This is a genomic window from Gallibacterium anatis DSM 16844 = F 149 (genome assembly GCF_000379785.1).
GTDB classification, from domain to species: Bacteria; Pseudomonadota; Gammaproteobacteria; order Enterobacterales; family Pasteurellaceae; genus Gallibacterium; species Gallibacterium anatis.
Genome location: NZ_KB903682.1, coordinates 36785 through 56741, shown reverse-complemented (window position 1 = coordinate 56741; position 19957 = coordinate 36785). Strand labels below are relative to the sequence as shown.

Below are 19957 nucleotides of genomic sequence, written 5' to 3'. Positions count from 1 at the left end.
TATTATTGTATGTTCCAAGATAAATTGGAGACCAAGCGACAATGATCGCATTTGAATTGGAAAATGTTGATTGCCTCAGTTAACAACCATTCTCTGCCACAACAAGGGCAACGTCTTGCCAATTCTTGTTGTTTATTCTTTTCACCTACACGATAAAGATAGTAATAAACCGGGCGTTGCATATGATTTTCCAATTGTTGCCGTAAAGCATAACCTTGGCGCGAGAGCAGACTGTTAAAATCACTGATTTGATAAGTTGCCTCATTAACCAGAATATTGCCGTTCATTTGCAGTTGATCGCAAGCCTGCCAATCCTCTTGCCAACGAATACAATTCATACCGAGTTGCGCGTTATTGTAACAAAAATGATAAAGCGGAACAGGCAATAATTGTTGCAGCGTACAAATCGGTGAACTGCTTTTCAGATAATTGGTGTAAAGCACCAATTGATCATCGTCTGTTAACTGCGTACAGGTTTCATCTGAATTGAGATCAATCGCCTGTAATTCTTCATTTGCCGGGGAAATGCCGGCTTGTGCTAATTTATCTAACGCCATTGTAACAAACTCACTGTTATGACGAGCGTGCAGCGAATCTTGCTCCGGACAATTGGCATCAATTTCAAAGGTGAGCAAGTTTTCGTCAGAAAAATAATAGGTAAGCGGAATTTCGCGGCCAATAATTTGTCCGTTATAACGCCAAGCATCAATCAGTTGATTGCAGAGAATCACGCTTTCGTTGATGTGGTAGGCAGTATGATTTTTCGCGACAAGGTTAATTTTGGTTAAAAACATAAATTCACTCTTATACAAAATAACAAAATGGATATACTATGGCGTTTTAAAAAACGCTATTGTAATCAAAAAAAGAGAGCAGTGATGAAAAAAGAAAATTTATTAGCGGAATACTTATCTGAATTACAACACATTATGCAGCAACATCAATTGTGGCAACTACAACCACCACCAGCTTCAGCGTTTGAAAGTCAACAGCCGTTTGCGCTGGATACGATGGAGGCGACAGAATGGTTACAATGGATTTTTATTCCGCGGATGTCAGCGTTAATTGAAGCAGAAGCGCCTTTACCGACAGCCATTGCGATTTCGCCTTATCTGGAAGAGGCATTAAAAGAACATCCGCATTTGCCTCATTTGCTAGTGCCGATTCAAAAAATTGAGGTGTTGTTGACCAATGTCTGATCAGCAAGCATTACCAATTTTATATCAAGATCAAGCGTTAATTGCGGTTAATAAGCCAGCAGGAATGTTGGTACATCGCAGCTGGCTAGATAAACACGAAACGGAGTTTGTGATGCAGAAATTGCGCGATCAAATCGGGCAATATGTATTCCCGATTCATCGTTTAGATCGCCCGACTTCCGGGGTGCTGCTGTTTGCGTTAAACAGTGAAATCGCCAATGCGGTTTGTCGCCAGTTTGAACAAAAACAGGTGAAAAAACAGTATCTTGCCGTTGTACGAGGCTATCTTACAGGACAGGAAAGAATAGATTATCCGTTGAAACCGAAATGGGACAAAATTGCTGATAAATTTTCGCAGCAAGATAAAACGCCACAAGAAGCAGTTACTGATTATCAAGGTTTGGCACCGCTTGAAATTCCTGTTGCGGTTGGACGTTATGCCACATCACGTTATAGTCTGGTGCGTTTAACGCCGCAAACCGGACGCAAGCACCAGTTGCGTCGGCATTTAAAGCATATTTTTCATCCGATTATTGGTGATACGCAATATGGCGATTTGCATCAAAATCGAGCATTTAGTGCCTATTTTTCTGTAAATCGATTGATGTTACACGCAGAAAGCTTGGAATTATTGCATCCTACAACACAGCAAGTATTGCGTATTTGTGCACCGCTAGATCCATCTTTTGCAAAAATCAGACAACTTTTTGATACGGAATAACACTTTATAAGCAAATAAATCGTGAAAATTTTGTGATATTTCTTCAATTTTTCACAAAAAATTAATATTGATTATTGCAAATCGTTGAGATGTCTTGTATATCTTATGGGTCTTCGGTCAAAGACCTGAATGAGCAAACATAATATCTCGCCTTTTTACTAAAGAGGAACAACAATGAAAAAATTATTTAAATTAGGGATGGTTACCGGTTTAATGATGACTTCCGCATCCGTGATGGCGGAAGATAAGTTCGTTACTATCGGTACTGGTGGGCAAACCGGTGTTTATTACGTTGTCGGTCAATCTATTTGTCAATTAGTGAACCGTGATACTGCAAAAACCGGTTTAAAATGTAATGCACCATCAACCGGTGCTTCTGTTGCAAACCTCAATGGTATTGCCAATAAACAATTGGATATGGGAATTGCGCAGTCTGACTGGCAATATCACGCTTATAACGGCACAAGTTCATTTGAAGGCAAGAAGAATGAAAAATTAAGAGCCGTATTCTCAATTCATCCAGAACCGTTTACTGTAATGGCTCGTGATGATTCAGGTATCAAAAGTTTTGATGATTTGAAAGGTAAACGTGTCAATGTTGGTGATCCGGGTTCAGGTACGCGTGCCACAATGAACGTTATTCTTAAAGCAAAAGGTTGGGATGATTCTGTATTTAAAGTGGCATCTGAGTTAAAACCGGCAGAAATGGCTTCGGTAATGTGTGACAATAACTTAGATGCTATCACTTATAACGTCGGCCACCCGAACGGTGCATTAAAAGAAGCAGCTGCGTCTTGTGATGCACATTTGGTGCCGGTAACAGGTCCTGCGATTGATAAATTGGTTGCAGATAATCCATATTATGCGAAAGCGGTTATTCCGGGCGGACTTTATAAAGGTTCCGATCAGCCGGTCGATACTTTCGGGGTTTATGCAACTTTGGTTTCATCAACCGATGTGTCACCTGAAGTGGTTTATGATGTTGTGAAAGCGGTGTTTGATAATTTTGATCGTTTCAAACGTTTACATCCTGCATTCGCTAACTTGAAAGAACAGGATATGATCAAAAATGCATTATCCGCGCCGTTACACGAAGGTGCAGTGAAATATTATAAAGAGCGCGGTTGGATGTAAGCGCCTCTCATCAACTATTGGATTTTGAAGGCAGGAAGTTTTCCTGCCTTTTTTCGGTTTTGGGTTTTGATTTTAGGAGAGATTGAATGACCTCAACAATAAAAAAGCAAACTGTAGATATTGAAGATCTACAGGATATGGTCGCCTCAAATGATAGCGGTGGTCGCAATCCTTACGGTATCTCTAAATATGTGATTATCTGGACGGCAATCGCTTGGTCATTATTTCAAATTTATTACGCTTCACCGTTGCCGTATTGGTTACAGGAAGGCATTAAAAGTTTAGGCTGGGGATTGAATGTGGTGGTGGATGATACCAAAGCACGTTCAATTCATTTAGCATTTGCTATTTTCTTAGCTTATTTATCTTACCCGGCGTTTAAACGTTCGCCGAAGCAGCATATTCCGGTGCTTGACTGGATTTTTGCCGTTGTGGGCGCAGTGTTATGCCTTTATCCGATCATTTTTTACAATGAGTTGGTTAATCGTTTCGGCGCACCTAATCTACAAGATATTGTGGTGGGAATTATCGGTATCTTGTTATTGTTGGAAGGCACACGCCGCAGTTTAGGTTTGCCATTGGTGGTGATTGCCGTTGTATTTCTGCTTTATAACTATTTCGGTCAATTCTTCCCGAGCAGTTGGTTGGTAAGCCACAGAACCGGAACACTATCGCACATTATCAATCAACAATGGGTCACTACCGAAGGTGTATTCGGTGTAGCACTCGGAGTATCAACGAAATATGTGTTCCTGTTTGTTCTATTCGGCGCATTATTGGATAAAGCCGGAGCAGGTAACTATTTTATTAAAACCGCTTTTGCTTATTTAGGGCATTTACGTGGTGGTCCGGCGAAAGCCGCCGTTGTGGCTTCAGGGTTAACCGGCTTAATTTCCGGTTCATCAATTGCCAATGTGGTAACTACCGGAACATTTACCATTCCAATGATGAAACGTGTTGGCTTTTCGGCAGAGAAAGCCGGTGCGGTTGAAGTAGCATCTTCGGTAAATGGGCAGATTATGCCACCGGTAATGGGTGCTGCCGCATTTTTGATGATCGAATATATCAATATGCCATATAACGAGCTCATCACACACGCTTTCTTACCGGCGGTAATCTCTTATATCGCATTGGTTTATATCGTGCATTTGGAAGCGTGCAAATTGAATTTGCAAGGGTTGCCACGTCAAGATGTCGCAAAACCGTGGGTGGTTACCGTGTTAAGAGCATTGTCCACTTTCATTATTATCTGCCTACTCTATTTTGCCGTGAAATTCGGCTTAGGTTGGTTAAAAGTGGTAACGCCTGATTTTGCTTTTGCCATTGTTTGCTTGTTGTTGGCGGTTATCTATGTGTTGTTGCTATACCGTGTTTCTACCTTCCCGGATCTTGAAGTTGATGATCCGAATCAGGAAGTGGTGGTGTTACCAAAGGCGAAACCTACTGTTAATGCCGGGTTGCATTTCTTGTTACCTGTTGTGATTTTAATTTGGTGTTTGATGGTAGAACGTTTGTCACCGGGCTTATCCGCTTTCTGGGGCACAATGGCGTTAACTGTGATTTTATTAACACAGCGTCCATTATTGGCTTATTTCCGTAAACAGGGCGATTTAGCAAAAAGTTTCAAACAGGGCTGGCAAGAATTAATTAACGGTTTGGAAACCGGCGCAAGAAATATGATCGGTATCGGTATTGCTACTGCAACTGCCGGTATTATCGTTGGCGTAGTGGCATTAACCGGTTTCGGTGTGCAGTTATCCGGCATTATCGAGCTGTTATCAATGGGAAATATCCTATTGATGTTGATTTTGGTTGCCGGTTTCAGCTTGATTCTTGGAATGGGATTACCTACCACCGCCAACTATATTGTGGTTTCTTCCTTAATGGCTGGCGTTATTTTGGAAGTCGGTCGCCAAAATGGATTAATTGTGCCATTGATCGCTATCCACTTATTCGTGTTTTACTTTGGGATTATGGCGGATGTGACTCCACCGGTCGGGTTGGCATCATTTGCCGCAGCCGCAGTTTCCGGCGGTAATCCGATTAAAACCGGTATGGTGGCGTTCTTCTACAGTATGCGTACCGCATTGTTGCCGTTCCTGTTTATTTTCAATACTGATTTGTTATTGTTGAATGTCGACCTTTTCCACGGCGTGCTGATTTTCTTTGTGGCAACGATTGCAATGATGGTGTTTACTGCGGCAACAATGGGCTGGTTTATGACCAAAAATAAATGGTGGGAAACCATCGTGCTGTTGCTGATTGCCTTTATGTTGTTCAGACCGGGCTTCTTTATGGAATATGTATCACCAAGCCAACGTCATATTCAACCGGAACATTTAATTGAGGAAGTGGCACACGCACCGATTGGTGAGCCATTGACACTGAAAGTTTCCGGCGTAAATCCTTACGGTAAACCGATAGAATTCTTTGCTGAATTAAAAGTACCGGCAGGAGAGAGCGGTGAAGAACGGGTGCAGAAGATGGGTTTAACTTTATTGCCAACAGATGAACAAATTGAGGTGAACGGTGAGCAAATTAAGAAAATCTTAATTGATAACGTTGAGATCGACTCCCCGGCGGCGAAAGCTAACCTTAATTGGGATCAGGTGATTTTAGATGTATCGTTACCGTTGAAAGGTGCACTTAATAAAGAATGGATGTTTATTCCGGCGTTGTTGATTTTAACCTTGTTAGCGTGGAATCAGCGTCGTCGTAAATTTGCGGAGGGAAAATAGATGCAGTTATTTAATAAAATTTTAATCGCAGTAGATTTGAGTCATTTAGAGGGAGCAAAAAAGGCGGTGAAAACCGCCTTAGCGATGACCGAAGGCAATCCTGATGCCGTGTTGCGGATTGTCAGCATTGTGCCGCCGTTGGAAAACAGTTTTGTTTCTTCGCTGTTGCCTCGCAATTTTGACAAAGATGTGCTGGCAGAAGCCAACAAACGCTTGCACGATTTTACTCAAGAAAATTTCCCGGCGGATCGTAAAGTGCAGCATATCGTAGCGCACGGCACCGTTTACGAAGAAATAAACACGATCGCACAACAAAAAGAGATCGATTTGATTATTATGATGGCAACCAAACCGGGCAAACCGGGGTTAAGCTCTAATACGGTCAAAGTCGCACGTTTCAGTGAAAAACCGATTTTGATTTTGCGTTAGTTAATCGAAAAAAAATCTGCACCTCTGTGTGTTGGATAATAAGTTCAACTTTAGCGGTGCAGATCAATAATATTAGAGAATTTTTTAGTTCTATCAGGCATTCCGTTCATAGCGCAAACGTAATGACACCGAATCGGCATAACGCAACGCAAAAGGTTTTGCAATTTCCACTTCCGCCCATTCTACCGCTTACGGTTCAGCAATAATTTCCAACACTTCACGCACCATTCGTTCCAACAAGGAGAATTTATGCGTTTCGACATAATGAATCACTTTTTTGGTGATAGTACGATAATTCAACGCATCTTCCACATTGTCGCTTAAACTGGCTTTTTCGCAGTTATAACCGAGCTGAATTTGCAGCACAACATCCTGTTTATTGTTAATTTCTTCCTCTTTAATTCCAATAAATGTGCGTAAACGTAGATCGCGGATTGTAATCACGGCTGAATTAATAATTGGCATTATACCTCCTTATAGCATTGCTTTTTTGCTATTATAGCCCAGTTTGAAATTAAGATTGAACAGGAAATTCTATGGAAACCAATGTTGCCAAGAGCAATGTTAAAAATGTCATTATTATACTGGCTTGTCTGGTTATTATTTTAGCGGGAATTAAATCTGCCGTTGAAATTATTGTGCCGTTTTTGTTGGCACTTTTCTTAGCCATTGTCTGTACGCCGTTAATCAATTTTTTAGTCAAATTAAAAGTGCCGTTGTGGTTGGCGGTTATTGCTTTGTTAGGCTTAATCGTGATTGCGTTGACGTTTTTCGCCGGTTTGGTCGGTACTGCGGTAAATGAATTTTCCGCTTCCATTCCGACTTATAAACAACTGCTGGCACAACGTATTGCCGGTTTGGCAGCAATTATGGATCGTTTTGATTTATATCGTTTTTTACCTAAAACCATTGTTGAGGAACATCTTGATCCGAATATTATTATGGGACTGATCCGCCGTCTTTTAACCGGCATTTCCGGTGTGATTACCAATGGTTTTGTGTTGTTGTTAATTGTGGTGTTTATGCTGTTTGAAGCACCGAGTATGAAACAAAAACTGACAATTTTTTTCCAAAATAAGCAGGAGAGAAAAGAGCTGGAGAATATTCAACGAGTGTTAAGCAGCGTGATCAGTTATTTGGCAATTAAGACTTTTGTCAGTTTGCTAACCGGAGTCTTGGTATGGGCGGCGTTGGCAATATTGGACATACAGTATGCGGTGCTTTGGGGAACGGTTGCCTTTTTGTTTAACTATATTCCTAATATCGGTTCCGTTTTAGCGGCAATTCCGGTTGTGGTGCAGGCATTGATTTTAAACGGTTACAGTGATGGCTTATTGGTCGCAATCGCCTTTTTAGTGATCAATATGATTATAGGCAACATTATTGAGCCACGTTTGATGGGAAGAACGTTAGGCTTGTCTACTTTGGTGGTTTTTATCTCATTGATTTTTTGGGGTTGGCTTCTCGGTTCAGTGGGAATGTTACTCTCAGTGCCACTGACAATGGCAGTGAAAATTGCGTTGGAATCGAGCGAAAATACTAAAAAATATGCCTATTTATTAGGTGATGGACGAGAGTAAACTTGCTTTAAATTTAGAAAAAATCTGCCGTTAGTGGCAGATTTTTTGTTGGTGTAAAAAGTATGATGAACAGCATTAAAGCGGAATACTAATAAAAAAGACCAATAGCACCGGGACGACAAGATTAATAATAAATCCGAAACTGATGGCAAGCGGTACCGCTTCAATGCCGCCGGCACGTTGAATAATCGGTAGAGTGCAGTCCAGTGCAGTTGCACCGGCAAGCCCGACAGCAGTGGCGCGGAAATGGTGCATAAATAACGGAATCAAAAACAGACTTGCGATTTCTCGTGATAAATCGTTGAAGAAAGCGATACTTCCCCAAATCGGTCCCCAAGTATCATTTAATAAAACGCTTGATAATGAATACCAGCCCATTCCGGAAGAGACTGCCAAACCTTGTGACATAGGCAGTTGTAACAATAATGCCGATAAGATACCGCCACATAAAGAACTCAGTGTCAGTAAAATGGAAATCGCAATACCGTGTTTATTAAAGAACACTTGTCGCAAATTAATGCCACTGTTGCGTAGTTGAATGCCGACCAAGAAAATCAAAACGATGAGAACATAGGTGCTGGAACCGTGCGGCACAGTGAAATAGGCTTTGCCGAAAAAACCGACCACAAAACCGAAAACGACCATACTGCACATTTTTGCTGAGTCTAAAATCATCTTCAAACGGGAAGGCATTTGCTTTTGTGAGTTTAAAGTTGATACAGGATAGCGTTTATCGTATAGCATTAAACAGAGAATATTTAAACCGTGGATAACAAGGCTGAATACGGCGGCTTTGAACGCTATATTAGGCAAGGTTCTCGCTAAATCATCTAATTGACCTAACGAGCACCCCATCACAAACAGAATTAAAAACAGCAGCCACATAATGGCTTTATTCACCCAATGAATAAATGTGACGTTGTGACTTTTAATTAAATAGCCTAAGAACAGAGGCACTAATACAATGGATAAACTTTCTAACATAAAAATGATAATTCAGTCTTGATATTAAATAAAAGTCGATAATTATCAGGGATTAATGGGGAATGTCAAATAAAAGGCGATGGAATGTGCTAAGATACATTGCATATTTATCAGGATGTAGGATCAGTTATGTATCTTAAACAGATTGAAATTGTCGGCTTTCGCGGTATTCATCGGCTCTCTTTTCAGCTGCGTTCCAATATGGTGTTGATTGGCGAGAATGCGTGGGGGAAATCAAGTCTGTTGGATTTATTGAGTTTGGTTTTTAATAAAGAGGCTCAACCCTATCAATTTCAAGCAGAAGATTTTTTTCGATCAAGTCAGACTGAAATGAAATCTGCCACTTCCATCAATTTGCTCTTTACCTTCAGTGAATCACAGCCGCAAGAGTTAAAACAACAAATGCACCATTTTTTGCATCCGGTAGCGATATCGAACGATGACGGTTATTACCGAATTTATTTGCGCGTTTTTGCCGAAGCACAAGAAAATGGCGAAATTAGCACGAGCTACACCTTTATTGATGGGCAGGGCAATATTTTGCCGCTGGAAGCGGCGCAACAACAAAAATTGGTTTGTCGTTTAATTCAACGGCATACGATTTACCGTTTCCGCGATGCGCGTTTGCAACAACATCCATTGCAATTACAGGCGGTAAAAGTAAGCAAAAAATTAGCGCCGGAAATTTTGGATCAATTTGCGGCAGTGATGTCCTTGTTGCGTTATTACTTTATTCCCGAAAATGAACGGCTGGCAGTGGTTGGAGATACCAGCATTTTATGGCAAAAGGCAAAAAAATTGGCGGAACAGTTGCGAGTTGGCGATGAGAACTTAAAACGTTATTTTTTTGTCTATCTTGTGAAACATTTTTTGCCGGATGACAAAAGTCTGTTTTCGCAAGTGAGCAATCCGATCATTCTGTTTGAAGATCCGGAATCACGCTTGCATCCGCGCTTAATGTCAATTATGTGGGAGTTAGTCAACTATATTCCATTGCAACGTTTAATGACGACCAATTCAGTGGAATTATTGGCACACGTTCCTTTGCACTCTATTTGTCGATTAGAGCGAGGCGTTGAGCGTATTCAGGCGTATCAACTGGATCGGCACGATCTTGGTAAAGTGGATATTCGCCGCTTGACTTTTCATATTCACTATAATCGCTGTTTGGCGTTGTTTTCGCGTGTTTGGATTTTTGTTGAAGGCGAAACTGAAGTGTGGATCTTAAATGAGTTGGCACGAATTTTGGATCTTAATCTTGAAAATGAGGGTGTACGGATTGTTGAATTTGCGCAATGCGGCATTCGTCCGCTGATAAAATATGCCAATTTAATGGGGATTGAGTGGCATATGCTGACAGACGGTGACGATGCCGGGCATAAATATGCGGCGATTGCGACCGAGTTATTGCGCGAAAATGAGCATTATTTGGACAAAATAACGCTGTTGCCACGAAAAGATATTGAGCATTATTTTTTCGATAATGGCTTTGATAATGTTTTTAAGCGTTTGGCTCGGCTGCCGCGACATCATAAATTTAATAAATCACAGATTATTCAGCGTGCGATCCAAAATACTTCCAAACCGGATCTGGCACTGGCGATTGTAAGAGAAGTGGAAAAACACGGAACACAATTTATCCCGTTGTTATTCCGCCGTTTATTTTCAAAGGTGTTATTGATTGCAAAAGAACAGGGCGTGTAAAAAATTTCAATTTTTCTCAAAAACTGTCAGTCATTTTTTGCTAGAATTAAAAGGAAAAGCCTGTTACTCGCTTTTCCTTTCTTTTTTTGTTTATCATACAGGTATTTTTTTATGCAAAATCAATGCTTTTTAGCGAAGTTTTTCCATTTGGAACAGCATAATACAGATGTTAAAACTGAAATTATCGCTGGGATTACCACCTTTCTGACAATGGTCTATATTGTGTTCGTTAATCCGTCTATTCTCGGTGTGGCTGGGATGGATACGCAAGTCGTGTTTGTTACGACTTGTCTGATTGCGGCGTTCGGTAGTATTTTTATGGGATTATTTGCCAATTTACCGGTTGCTTTAGCACCGGCAATGGGGTTAAACGCCTTTTTTGCTTATGTTGTCGTGAGCAAAATCGGTTTATCTTGGCAGGTCGGAATGGGAACGATCTTTTGGGGTGCAGTCGGGTTATTGACTTTAACCTTGTTTCAAATCCGTTATTGGCTCATCGCTTCGATTCCACTCAGCTTACGTGTCGGAATTACTGCCGGAATCGGCTTATTCATTGCTTTAATGGGCTTCCATAACGCCGGCATTATCGTGCCGAATGAAGCGACGTTAATGTCTTTGGGCGATCTTCATTCATCGACTGTTTTGCTTGGCATTTTAGGCTTTTTCATTATTGTCATTCTCTCATCTAAGAATATTCACGCCTCGGTGTTGGTTTCAATTATTGTAACCACTGTGCTTTCATTGCTTTTGGGTAAAACTGAATTCCACGGTATTTTCTCTATGCCGCCAAGCATTACTTCCGTTGTCGGTCAGGTAGATATCGGCGGTGCATTACAAGGCGATTTATTGGGCATTATTTTCTCTTTTATGTTAGTGAATTTGTTTGACTCTTCAGGCACCTTGTTGGGGGTAACCGATAAAGCCGGCATCAGCAATGCTCAAGGCACTTTTCCGAAGATGAAACAGGCACTTTATGTTGATAGTATCAGTTCTGTAACCGGTGCCTATTTGGGAACCTCTTCCGTTACCGCTTATATCGAAAGCAGTGCCGGCGTGTCGGTTGGCGGCCGTACCGGTTTAACTGCGGTGGTTGTCGGTATTTTGTTCTTAATCGTAATGTTTATTTCGCCGTTGGCGTCTATTGTGCCGCCATATGCGACTGCCGGCGCATTGATTTATGTCGGTATTTTGATGTCATCCAGTTTAATCAAAGTCCGTTGGGATGATTTAACCGAAGCAACACCGGCGTTTATTACAGCGGCGATGATGCCATTTACCTACTCAATTACCGAAGGCATTTCACTTGGCTTTATCAGTTACTGCGTGATGAAGCTCTTTACTGGAAAGGCAAAAGAGGTTTCAATGCCGGTCTGGTTAATTGCGGTGTTATTTTTACTTAAAATTATCTTTTTAAATTAAGGATTTACTATGCAGAAACTACTTTATATTTTAAATGATTCACCTTATGGCGGTGAAAAAACTTTCAATGCGTTGCGTTTTGCATTGGCATTAAAAGAAGAACACAACCAAGATGTAGAAATGAAAATTTTCTGTTTTTCTGATGCCGTATTGTCCGGTTTAAAAGGACAAAATCCGAAAGAAGGCGCAAATGTTCAGGAAGTATTAGCCATTTTGACCGGTTTAGGGGTAGAGGTAAAATTGTGTACCACTTGCACAAATGCGCGAGCAATCTCTAAACAGCCGCTGATTGATGGGGTGTCATTAGGCACATTAGCTGATGTCGCTGAATGGACTTTATGGGCGGATAAAGTATTAACTTTCTAATATTATTAAGGTTGTCGCAGCAGCTGCTCGGCAACCTTGTCATTTAAACCAACCGATCTTTTAATTTCTACTAAAGTAAATTTGAACAGAATGAATACGCCACTGAATGTGATTACATTGCCTTTAGCACAAAATAATATTATTGAGGCTTCTGCCGGCACCGGCAAAACGTATACGATGGTGACGCTCTATTTGCGTTTATTGCTACAGGCAGGCGAGAATAATTTTCCTACGCCGTTGGATATTGAGCAGATTTTGGTGGTCACTTTCACGCGGGACGCGACACGGGAATTGCGTCAACGCATTCGTGAAAGAACCCAATCGTGGTTAAAGTTATTGGAGAGTTATCAGCAAAATCGTGATAAAAGTGAAATTAAGGATAATGAGCTGTTGGCATTATTACCTTATTTGGAAGATCACTTAGCGCTTGCGATTCAACGTTTATCTTTTGCTTGTGAATATATTGATAAAGCTGCGATTTTTACTATTCACGGCTTTTGCCAGCGTATTTTGCGCCAATATGCTTTTGATTCAGGTTTAGGCTTCAAATTTGAGTTGTCGGAACAGAATCAGGAGCAGTTACGACAGGTCAATTATCAGTTGTGGCGAGATAAATTTTATTCCATTTCGGCAGAACAGGCACAAATTGTGCGTCAGGTTTTTGTTTCTCCGGACAAACTATTTAAACAGAATGAACGCCTGCTGACAGGCGAGCTGCCTAAAGTCAAGCAAGCGTTGCCGTTTACTGATATCAGTGCCGGATTGGATTATTATCAACAGCAACTGCAACAGTTTCAACGGCTTGAGCAGCAATATTTAGCAGAATTTATCGATTGGTTTAAACAGTATGAAGCCAATTTGAACCAGCAACGCTCAAAATCAAAAAAATTTACCGATTATTTCGATGCGGTGATCTCGGCAACGACAACGATTGAACAGAGAATTGCCCTAGCGGAAAAATTGTTGCCGATCTATTTTAAGAAAAATAAAGAGGTTGAACTGCCGACTTTTGTGGTTGAGATGGAACATTTTTTGCAACAGTTTTTGCAAAATGATTTTTGCCAAAAAATGCACTATCTTTATGTGGCGGAATTACGGCAACGCATTTTTGACTATCAAGATAGCCATAATGAAAAGCAATTTGATGATTTGCTGCGGATGTTGCGCGATGTTCTGCAAAAACCGTCAGCCCATCAATTAATCGCCTTGATTCGTCAACAATATCCGTTTGCGATGATTGATGAGTTTCAGGATACCGACCCGGTGCAGTTAGCTATTTTTTCAAAAATTTATCTACAAGCCGCAACAAATGAAACCACCACCGGATTTACCGTAATCGGCGATCCTAAACAGGCGATTTATCGCTTCCGTGGTGCGGATATTTTCACCTACTTATCGATCAAAGACAGCAGTGAACAGCACCAAGCGATTGAACATATTTATACGTTACAACGTAATTATCGCTCAAGTGCCAAATTGATTGAAAGCATTAACAATTTGTTTTTAAACGCAAAAAATCCGTTTTATTTGGATGAAATTGAATTTATTCCTGTTGAAGCGGCGCAGCAAACGAGTGCTTTTTATATTCAGGGGCAGGCGCAAAAAGCGTGGCAACTGTTGCAATTAGCACAGGATGAAAACAAAAGTGTGACAATGGAGATAATGGCACAGGCGTTTGCTTCACATTTGCAGCAGCTATTGACCGCTTCGCAACAGGGCAACGCTTATTTTTGTGCTGACGGACAAGAGGAGCAAGCGGTTAGTGCAAAGGATATTGCGATTTTGGTGCGTAATGGTAAAGAGAGCGACATTATCAGACGCGCTTTGACACAAAAAGGCATTGCTTCGGTTTATTTATCGGAACGTTCCAATGTATTTACCAGTGTGGCGGCAAAAGATCTTTATCGTATTTTACGTGCCTGTTTAACACCGTTTAACGAAAGGGCAGTGTTGGCAGCTGTAGGTTGTACCTTATGGGGGCTGACAGCGGATCAAATTTATCAGTTAAAACAGAATGAAACAGAGTGGGCAGCGTTGATTGAGCGTTTGCTGCATTATCAAACGGTGTGGCAGACACAAGGCGTGTTACCAATGCTGTACCAACTTTTCCAAGCGGAACAGATTCCGTTACGGTTGCAACAATTTGATTTCAGTGAGCGTTATTTGGTTGATTTATTGCATTTAAGCGAATTATTGCAACAAGCGATGAACCAACAACAGAACGAAGAGGCGTTGCTTAACTGGTTTGAATTACAGTTAAGCGGCAACAGTGATAACGAAGAGAACCGCTTGCGTTTGGAGCGAGAGCAAAATGTTGTCAGCATTATTACGATTCATAAATCAAAAGGCTTGGAATATCCGCTTGTTTGTTTGCCGTTTATTCTCAATTCAGCGTCAAACCGCAAAGAGACTTTCGGTTTTTATCACGATGAACAGAAACAATTAGTTTGGGATTTGCATCATCAGCAGACGGAAAAGGTGGAGCAGGAAGCGAAAGCGGAAGAGATGCGTCTGCTTTATGTGGCGTTGACACGGGCGAAATATCAATTAATTGTGGGCGTGCCGGCAACCTTTAATGCGATCAATAATAAATCGAGAAAATGGGATAGCAAAAAGTTAACTGCGCTGGATTATCTGCTATTGGGCGGACAACAGCACGCCGCTGAGCAAAAAGAGGTGAGTTATACCACATTATTAACAAAAACATTGGCAGATAATTATGAAATACAAGTGATAACAGAAGCGGATGAGATCAACTGCCCAATGCAGTCAGCAACACCAAGTAAGTTATCGGCACAGCAATTTCATCAAAACATTGAAAAAAATTGGCGAGTAACCAGTTTTTCTGCTTTGCAGGCGAAATTGCAAGCATTGTATGGTGAACATTTAAGCGATAATGCGCAGGATTATAGCGATAATGCGATTGAAATAGATGACGAAGAAACAGCGCTTTCGGTAATGCCGCTTTCTATTTATCCGCCACATTTTACTCCGTTTGATCTGCCGAAAGGGGCAGGTGTCGGTTCGGTGTTGCACGCTTTTTTAGAAAAATTGGATTTTACACAACCGCTAAAAACGCCATCGTTACAAACCTTATGTCAATATCTCGGTTTGGATGAACAGTGGCTTGAGCCATTGCGTATTTGGTTTAGCAATATTTTGCAACAGCCATTGCCGGAAATGGGCTGTTTGGCAAATGTTGCTTCGGCAGATAAATTAACGGAAATGCAGTTCTATCTCAAATTGGGTAATTTATTTAATCAACAACAGTTCAACCAAATATTAAGACAATACCATCCTTTGTATGATCAACAACATCCGGTGCAGATTGAAGAGATTCAAGGTGTTATTCGAGGGTTTGTTGATCTGGTTGTCAGACAGAATGGAAAATATTATCTAATTGATTATAAAAGTAATTTTTTAGGAGATGGTATCGAATATTATCAGCCGGAGAAATTGGCAAAAGCGATCTCATCGCAACGTTACGATTTGCAATATCTGATCTACAGTTTGGCATTGCATCGTTATCTGAAGTGGCGTGATCCGAATTATCGCTATGAAACCGATTTCGGTGGCGTGTTTTATCTGTTTTTACGCGGAATGGCAGTGCAGAATAATGCGCAAACAGGGGTTTATTTTACAAAGCCGTCCGTTGAATTGATTGAAAAATTGGATCAATTATGGGGTGAATGATGTTGGCATTATTACAACAATTACGCGATCAAAAATTGATTGAAAATATTGATTACTATTTTGCCGATTACATCGCACGGCAAGGGCAGTTGCAAACAGAAGCGATTAACGATCTGGCAGCATTGTTTGCCGCATTATTGAGTTTTGCCAATCAGCAAGGGCATAGCTGCCTGTTTTTGACAAAAAACGTATTAGAAAATCCGTTCGAGTTGAAATATCAGCCGGAACAGCAGGCATTATTGCAACAAATTGAGGATCTGCTTGCGCCTTATGATGTGAAAGCATTATTGGCAAATTTAGTACAACATCCGGCATTTTCGATGGATGATCAACAAAATACACCGATTGTGTGCAAAAAAATAGGTGAAATTGATGCGCTCTATTTTCATCGGATTTGGCAAGATGAACATTATATTGCGGCGCGCCTAAGCGAAAGTCATTCAATTCATTATCAGCAGAATGAACTGACGGATTTGAAGCAAATTTTGCAAGCATTATTCCCACATTCTCAGCACTTACCGGATTGGCAGAAAATTGCGGTAGCGACAGCATTTTCATCGACAATCAGCTTTATTTCCGGTGGGCCGGGTACAGGGAAAACGACAACGGTTGCTAAATTATTGCTTGGCTTGCAATGGTTGCAACAGATACGTAAGCAACCTTGGCTCAATATTCGATTAGCCGCACCGACCGGAAAAGCAGCGACACGGTTGACGGAATCATTGCATCAAGCCATTCAAAACATTCATTTGCCGCTTGATTTATCATCAACGTTGCCACAGGAAGCCGCGACCATTCACCGTTTATTGGGGATGCGTCCCAACAGCCAACCACGTTATCATCAGCAACAGCCGCTCAATATTGATGTGTTGGTGATTGATGAAGCCTCAATGATTAATTTAGCGTTGATGGCAACACTGTTGCGTGGCATAAAACCGAGTACGAAATTGATCTTTTTAGGTGATAAAGATCAGTTGGCTTCGGTGGAAAGTGGTGCAATTATGGCGGAATTGGGGCAATTTTTATCGTTTGATTACAGCCGGCAGCAAGCGACTTTTTTAGCAACAGTTTGTGAACAGCAGGTTGCTTTTAGTAATGAACTGAACTTTATTCGTGATAGCCTTTGTCATCTGCAACACAGCTATCGTTTTAATCAAAATACCGGAATTGGGCAGTTGGCAAAAGCGGTTAATCAACGTCAAGCTGAAGAGAGCTGGCAACTTTTTGCTGAATATGACGATATTCGTGTGTTGCCGTTATTTCGACCAGGTGAAGCAAACAATCAACAGGTAGTGGATTTTGCGGTTGAACTTTATTCCGATTATTTTAAATTTGTACAAAGTGAAAAAAATTGGCAGCCGGCGGCGATTGCAAAAGCGTTTATGTTATTTAAACAAGCGCGTTTGTTAAGCGCATTGCGTAACGGACAATTCGGTGTAGAGCAGTTAAATCAACGTATTGCAGAACAGTTACGGCGTAAGAAATATATCCGTTTTCAACACGTACACGAATGGTATCTCGGCAAGCCGGTGATTATTTTGCAAAATGATAACAACAGCCGCTTGTTTAATGGTGATATAGGTTTAGTATTACCTGATAAAAACGGTGATTTAAAAGTTTGGTTTGAGGCGGAACAAGGTTTTCGTGAAGTGTTATCAAGCCGTGTGCCGAGTGTTGAACCGGCTTATGTGATGACTGTGCATAAATCGCAAGGTTCTGAATTTACCCGCACCGTGCTGGTATTGCCGGCGGAGTATAATCCACTGTTGAGCAAAGAGCTTATCTATACCGCCATTACCCGAGCAAAACAGACGTTTACGGTATTTAGTCGGGAAGCGATTTGGAAAGCGGCAGTGCGAACACAAACCCAGCGTTACAGCGGCTTGGCACAACAAATCAAACAGATTTTTAAGGAAAAGGAGTCAGAGGATGTTATTAAAGGCAATTCCGGCATTGAGTGATAACTATATTTGGTGTTACAGCAGAGATAATCAGCACGCATTAATTGTTGATCCGTCGGAAGCGGAGGTGGTTGAGGATTTTTTGCAGCAACATCAACTTAAAATCGAAGCCATTTTGATTACCCATAATCATAGTGATCATATCGGCGGTGTGGCAGAGTTGCGCAAATATTATCCGTTTGTCCCGATTTATGCGCCGGCGGAAGTCGGTCATTTAGCCACGCATATCGTCAGTGCCGGTATGCAACATACGCCTTATTATTCCATTCGTATTTTGGAAACCGGAGGACATACAGCAGGTCATTTAAGTTATCTGGTGGATAATCATCTCTTTTGTGGTGATACCTTATTTTCTTTGGGTTGTGGCAGGGTTTTTACAGGGGATTATCAGCAAATGTTTGCTTCCTTACAGAAAATTAAACAGCTGCCGGATGATACGATAATTTGTGCCGCCCACGAATACACGTTGAGTAATTTACGCTTCGCGCAAACGGTAGAACATAGCGATGCTCTTCAAGATTATGCACAACAGATAGAGAAATTACGCAGAGAACAAAAGCCGACACTACCGACAACATTAGCTTTAGAAAAAGCGTTAAATCCTTTTTTACGTTGTAAAAATGTCGAAGAATTTATTGCATTACGTGAAGCAAAAGATAAGTTTTAGCGGTATGGCGGAATTAAAATTCCGCCATTGTTTTTTGAATAAATAAATTGCATTGATTCTGATCGAGTAACTCTTATAATAACCAACGCAAACGTTTTCGTTTGCTTGTTTTGGTTTTCTTTTTTATTTAGGAGTAACTATGTCGGCTGATAATTTTAGCTTAAAACCTGTACCCGTTTCAGAGCGAAAAGGCATAATAGCCCTAACATTTGTAATGTTGGGGCTTACTTTTTTCTCCGCCAGTATGTGGACAGGCGGTACATTGGGAACATCGTTGACTTATGATGATTTTTTTCTTGCTGTATTGATCGGTAATTTAATGCTTGGAGTTTATACCTCCTTTTTAGGATACATTGGGGCAAAAACCGGATTAACCACGCACATTCTTGCTCGTTACTCTTTTGGGATAAAAGGTTCTTGGCTACCTTCAGCTTTATTAGGCGGCACACAAGTGGGGTGGTTTGGTGTCGGTGTGGCAATGTTCGCAATACCGGTTAATAAATTTACCGGTATCGATGTCAATATTTTGATTTTGGCTTCCGGAGCATTAATGACTGTTACCGTATTTTTCGGAATTTCTGCCTTAACCGCACTTTCTGTGATCGCCGTGCCGTCAATCGCACTGTTAGGTGGTTACTCCGTTTACTTGGCAATTAATGATGTTGGCGGGTTGGATACTTTAAGAGCATTAATGCCAAAAGAACCATTATCGCTTTCTGTTGCCATCACACTTGTTGTCGGTTCATTCATCAGTGCCGGGACATTAACTGCTGATTTTGTACGTTTCGGTAAGCACGCCAAATATACTGTTTTCGTTACGATGATCGCATTTTTCTTAGGTAATTCATTAATGTTTATTTTCGGTGCTGCCGGTGCTGCAGTAAAAGGAATGGCGGATATTTCTGACGTTATGGTAGCACAAGGCTTATTATTACCTGCCATTATCGTGCTTGGCTTGAATATTTGGACAACCAATGATAATGCACTTTATGCTTCAGGGTTAGGCTTTGCTAATATTACCGGCGTCAGCAGTCGCATTTTGTCAGTGATAAACGGTATTGTCGGTACATTATGTGCATTGTGGTTATATAACAATTTTGTTGGTTGGTTAACCTTCCTTTCCGCAGCTATCCCTCCGATTGGCGGTATCATTATTGCTGATTATTTGACACGTCGCCACGCTTACCAAAATTTTGATCAGGCACATTTTGTCAATATCAACTGGGCAGCCGTTGTTTCCGTTGGTATTGGCGTTGCTTGCGGTAAATTTTTGCCGGGCATTATTCCGGTCAATGCTGTGATTAGTGGTGCGATCGCCTACTTAATTTTAAATCCGTTATTACGAAAGAAATTTGCATAAAG

Annotated in this window: 16 protein-coding genes; 13 read left to right on the top strand and 3 right to left on the bottom strand. The window is 41.0% G+C overall.

What is annotated here, in order from left to right; translation table 11 throughout:
- Positions 1-2: 2 nt before the first annotated feature.
- The gene (locus A3EO_RS0103675; protein ID WP_018346057.1) at positions 3-794 is read right to left on the bottom strand and encodes a Zn-ribbon-containing protein; all 792 of its coding nucleotides are present in this window, start codon (positions 792-794) and stop codon (positions 3-5) included.
- Positions 795-878: 84 nt separating this feature from the next.
- Here A3EO_RS0103675 and A3EO_RS0103670 point away from each other — a divergent pair, with 84 nt between their 5' ends.
- The 5 genes from A3EO_RS0103670 (at position 879) to A3EO_RS0103650 (ending at position 6221) form a co-directional block, all read left to right on the top strand.
- Positions 879-1199 (top strand): YqcC family protein, encoded by a 321-nt coding sequence (locus A3EO_RS0103670; protein ID WP_018346056.1) that lies wholly within the window; start codon positions 879-881, stop codon positions 1197-1199.
- On the top strand, positions 1192-1920 hold the full coding sequence (gene truC / locus A3EO_RS0103665) for a tRNA pseudouridine(65) synthase TruC (protein WP_018346055.1): 729 nt from the start codon (positions 1192-1194) through the stop codon (positions 1918-1920). Before A3EO_RS0103670 ends, truC begins: the two co-directional genes overlap by 8 nt.
- Positions 1921-2094: 174 nt before the next feature.
- Complete coding sequence (locus A3EO_RS0103660; protein ID WP_018346054.1) at positions 2095-3054, top strand: TAXI family TRAP transporter solute-binding subunit; 960 nt, start codon at positions 2095-2097, stop codon at positions 3052-3054.
- A gap of 86 nt (positions 3055-3140) precedes the next feature.
- On the top strand, positions 3141-5792 hold the full coding sequence (locus tag A3EO_RS0103655) for a TRAP transporter permease (protein ID WP_018346053.1): 2652 nt from the start codon (positions 3141-3143) through the stop codon (positions 5790-5792).
- A complete protein-coding gene (locus tag A3EO_RS0103650; RefSeq protein WP_018346052.1) occupies positions 5793-6221 on the top strand; it encodes a universal stress protein in 429 nt (142 codons plus the stop codon).
- Positions 6222-6410: 189 nt separating this feature from the next.
- On the opposite strand, the gene A3EO_RS0103645 is transcribed toward A3EO_RS0103650, so the two are convergent.
- The gene (locus tag A3EO_RS0103645; protein WP_018346051.1) at positions 6411-6686 is read right to left on the bottom strand and encodes a FolB domain-containing protein; all 276 of its coding nucleotides are present in this window, start codon (positions 6684-6686) and stop codon (positions 6411-6413) included.
- Positions 6687-6757: 71 nt separating this feature from the next.
- On the opposite strand from A3EO_RS0103645, the gene A3EO_RS0103640 reads away from it, so the two are divergent.
- On the top strand, positions 6758-7801 hold the full coding sequence (locus A3EO_RS0103640; protein ID WP_018346050.1) for an AI-2E family transporter: 1044 nt from the start codon (positions 6758-6760) through the stop codon (positions 7799-7801).
- Positions 7802-7876: 75 nt separating this feature from the next.
- Here A3EO_RS0103640 and A3EO_RS0103635 read toward each other — a convergent pair whose 3' ends face one another.
- Positions 7877-8785, bottom strand: coding sequence for a LysO family transporter (locus tag A3EO_RS0103635; protein WP_018346049.1), 909 nt, complete (start codon positions 8783-8785; stop codon positions 7877-7879).
- A gap of 129 nt (positions 8786-8914) precedes the next feature.
- On the opposite strand from A3EO_RS0103635, the gene A3EO_RS0103630 reads away from it, so the two are divergent.
- From A3EO_RS0103630 to codB, 7 genes are all read left to right on the top strand, one after another.
- Entirely contained in the window at positions 8915-10489 is a 1575-nt protein-coding gene (locus A3EO_RS0103630; protein WP_018346048.1) for a DUF2813 domain-containing protein, read from the top strand.
- Positions 10490-10600: 111 nt separating this feature from the next.
- Positions 10601-11908, top strand: a complete 1308-nt coding sequence (locus tag A3EO_RS0103625) for an NCS2 family permease (RefSeq protein WP_018346047.1) — start codon at positions 10601-10603, stop codon at positions 11906-11908.
- A gap of 9 nt (positions 11909-11917) precedes the next feature.
- Positions 11918-12274, top strand: a complete 357-nt coding sequence (locus A3EO_RS0103620) for a DsrE/DsrF/TusD sulfur relay family protein (protein ID WP_018346046.1) — start codon at positions 11918-11920, stop codon at positions 12272-12274.
- Between the two features lie 90 nt (positions 12275-12364).
- Positions 12365-15967, top strand: a complete 3603-nt coding sequence (recB, locus tag A3EO_RS0103615; protein WP_018346045.1) for an exodeoxyribonuclease V subunit beta — start codon at positions 12365-12367, stop codon at positions 15965-15967.
- Complete coding sequence (gene recD, locus A3EO_RS0103610) at positions 15964-17928, top strand: exodeoxyribonuclease V subunit alpha (protein ID WP_231113188.1); 1965 nt, start codon at positions 15964-15966, stop codon at positions 17926-17928. Before recB ends, recD begins: the two co-directional genes overlap by 4 nt.
- Positions 17897-18595, top strand: a complete 699-nt coding sequence (gene gloB / locus A3EO_RS0103605; protein ID WP_018346043.1) for a hydroxyacylglutathione hydrolase — start codon at positions 17897-17899, stop codon at positions 18593-18595. The genes recD and gloB overlap by 32 nt, the downstream gene beginning before the upstream one ends.
- A 139-nt stretch (positions 18596-18734) precedes the next feature.
- The gene (gene codB / locus A3EO_RS0103600) at positions 18735-19955 is read left to right on the top strand and encodes a cytosine permease (RefSeq protein WP_018346042.1); all 1221 of its coding nucleotides are present in this window, start codon (positions 18735-18737) and stop codon (positions 19953-19955) included.
- The last annotated feature ends 2 nt before the right edge of the window (positions 19956-19957 follow it).

What these genes read in the sequence shown, in the direction of transcription:
- recD (WP_231113188.1), top strand. Translation starts at nt 15,964, where the DNA reads ATGATGTTGGCATTATTACAACAATTACGCGATCAAAAATTGATTGAA.
- A3EO_RS0103655 (WP_018346053.1), top strand. Translation starts at nt 3,141, where the DNA reads ATGACCTCAACAATAAAAAAGCAAACTGTAGATATTGAAGATCTACAG.
- A3EO_RS0103630 (WP_018346048.1), top strand. Translation starts at nt 8,915, where the DNA reads ATGTATCTTAAACAGATTGAAATTGTCGGCTTTCGCGGTATTCATCGG.
- A3EO_RS0103620 (WP_018346046.1), top strand. Translation starts at nt 11,918, where the DNA reads ATGCAGAAACTACTTTATATTTTAAATGATTCACCTTATGGCGGTGAA.
- A3EO_RS0103675 (WP_018346057.1), bottom strand. Translation starts at nt 794, where the DNA reads ATGTTTTTAACCAAAATTAACCTTGTCGCGAAAAATCATACTGCCTAC.
- A3EO_RS0103650 (WP_018346052.1), top strand. Translation starts at nt 5,793, where the DNA reads ATGCAGTTATTTAATAAAATTTTAATCGCAGTAGATTTGAGTCATTTA.
- A3EO_RS0103660 (WP_018346054.1), top strand. Translation starts at nt 2,095, where the DNA reads ATGAAAAAATTATTTAAATTAGGGATGGTTACCGGTTTAATGATGACT.
- recB (WP_018346045.1), top strand. Translation starts at nt 12,365, where the DNA reads ATGAATACGCCACTGAATGTGATTACATTGCCTTTAGCACAAAATAAT.
- truC (WP_018346055.1), top strand. Translation starts at nt 1,192, where the DNA reads ATGTCTGATCAGCAAGCATTACCAATTTTATATCAAGATCAAGCGTTA.
- A3EO_RS0103625 (WP_018346047.1), top strand. Translation starts at nt 10,601, where the DNA reads ATGCAAAATCAATGCTTTTTAGCGAAGTTTTTCCATTTGGAACAGCAT.
- A3EO_RS0103670 (WP_018346056.1), top strand. Translation starts at nt 879, where the DNA reads ATGAAAAAAGAAAATTTATTAGCGGAATACTTATCTGAATTACAACAC.
- A3EO_RS0103635 (WP_018346049.1), bottom strand. Translation starts at nt 8,785, where the DNA reads ATGTTAGAAAGTTTATCCATTGTATTAGTGCCTCTGTTCTTAGGCTAT.
- codB (WP_018346042.1), top strand. Translation starts at nt 18,735, where the DNA reads ATGTCGGCTGATAATTTTAGCTTAAAACCTGTACCCGTTTCAGAGCGA.
- gloB (WP_018346043.1), top strand. Translation starts at nt 17,897, where the DNA reads ATGTTATTAAAGGCAATTCCGGCATTGAGTGATAACTATATTTGGTGT.
- A3EO_RS0103640 (WP_018346050.1), top strand. Translation starts at nt 6,758, where the DNA reads ATGGAAACCAATGTTGCCAAGAGCAATGTTAAAAATGTCATTATTATA.
- A3EO_RS0103645 (WP_018346051.1), bottom strand. Translation starts at nt 6,686, where the DNA reads ATGCCAATTATTAATTCAGCCGTGATTACAATCCGCGATCTACGTTTA.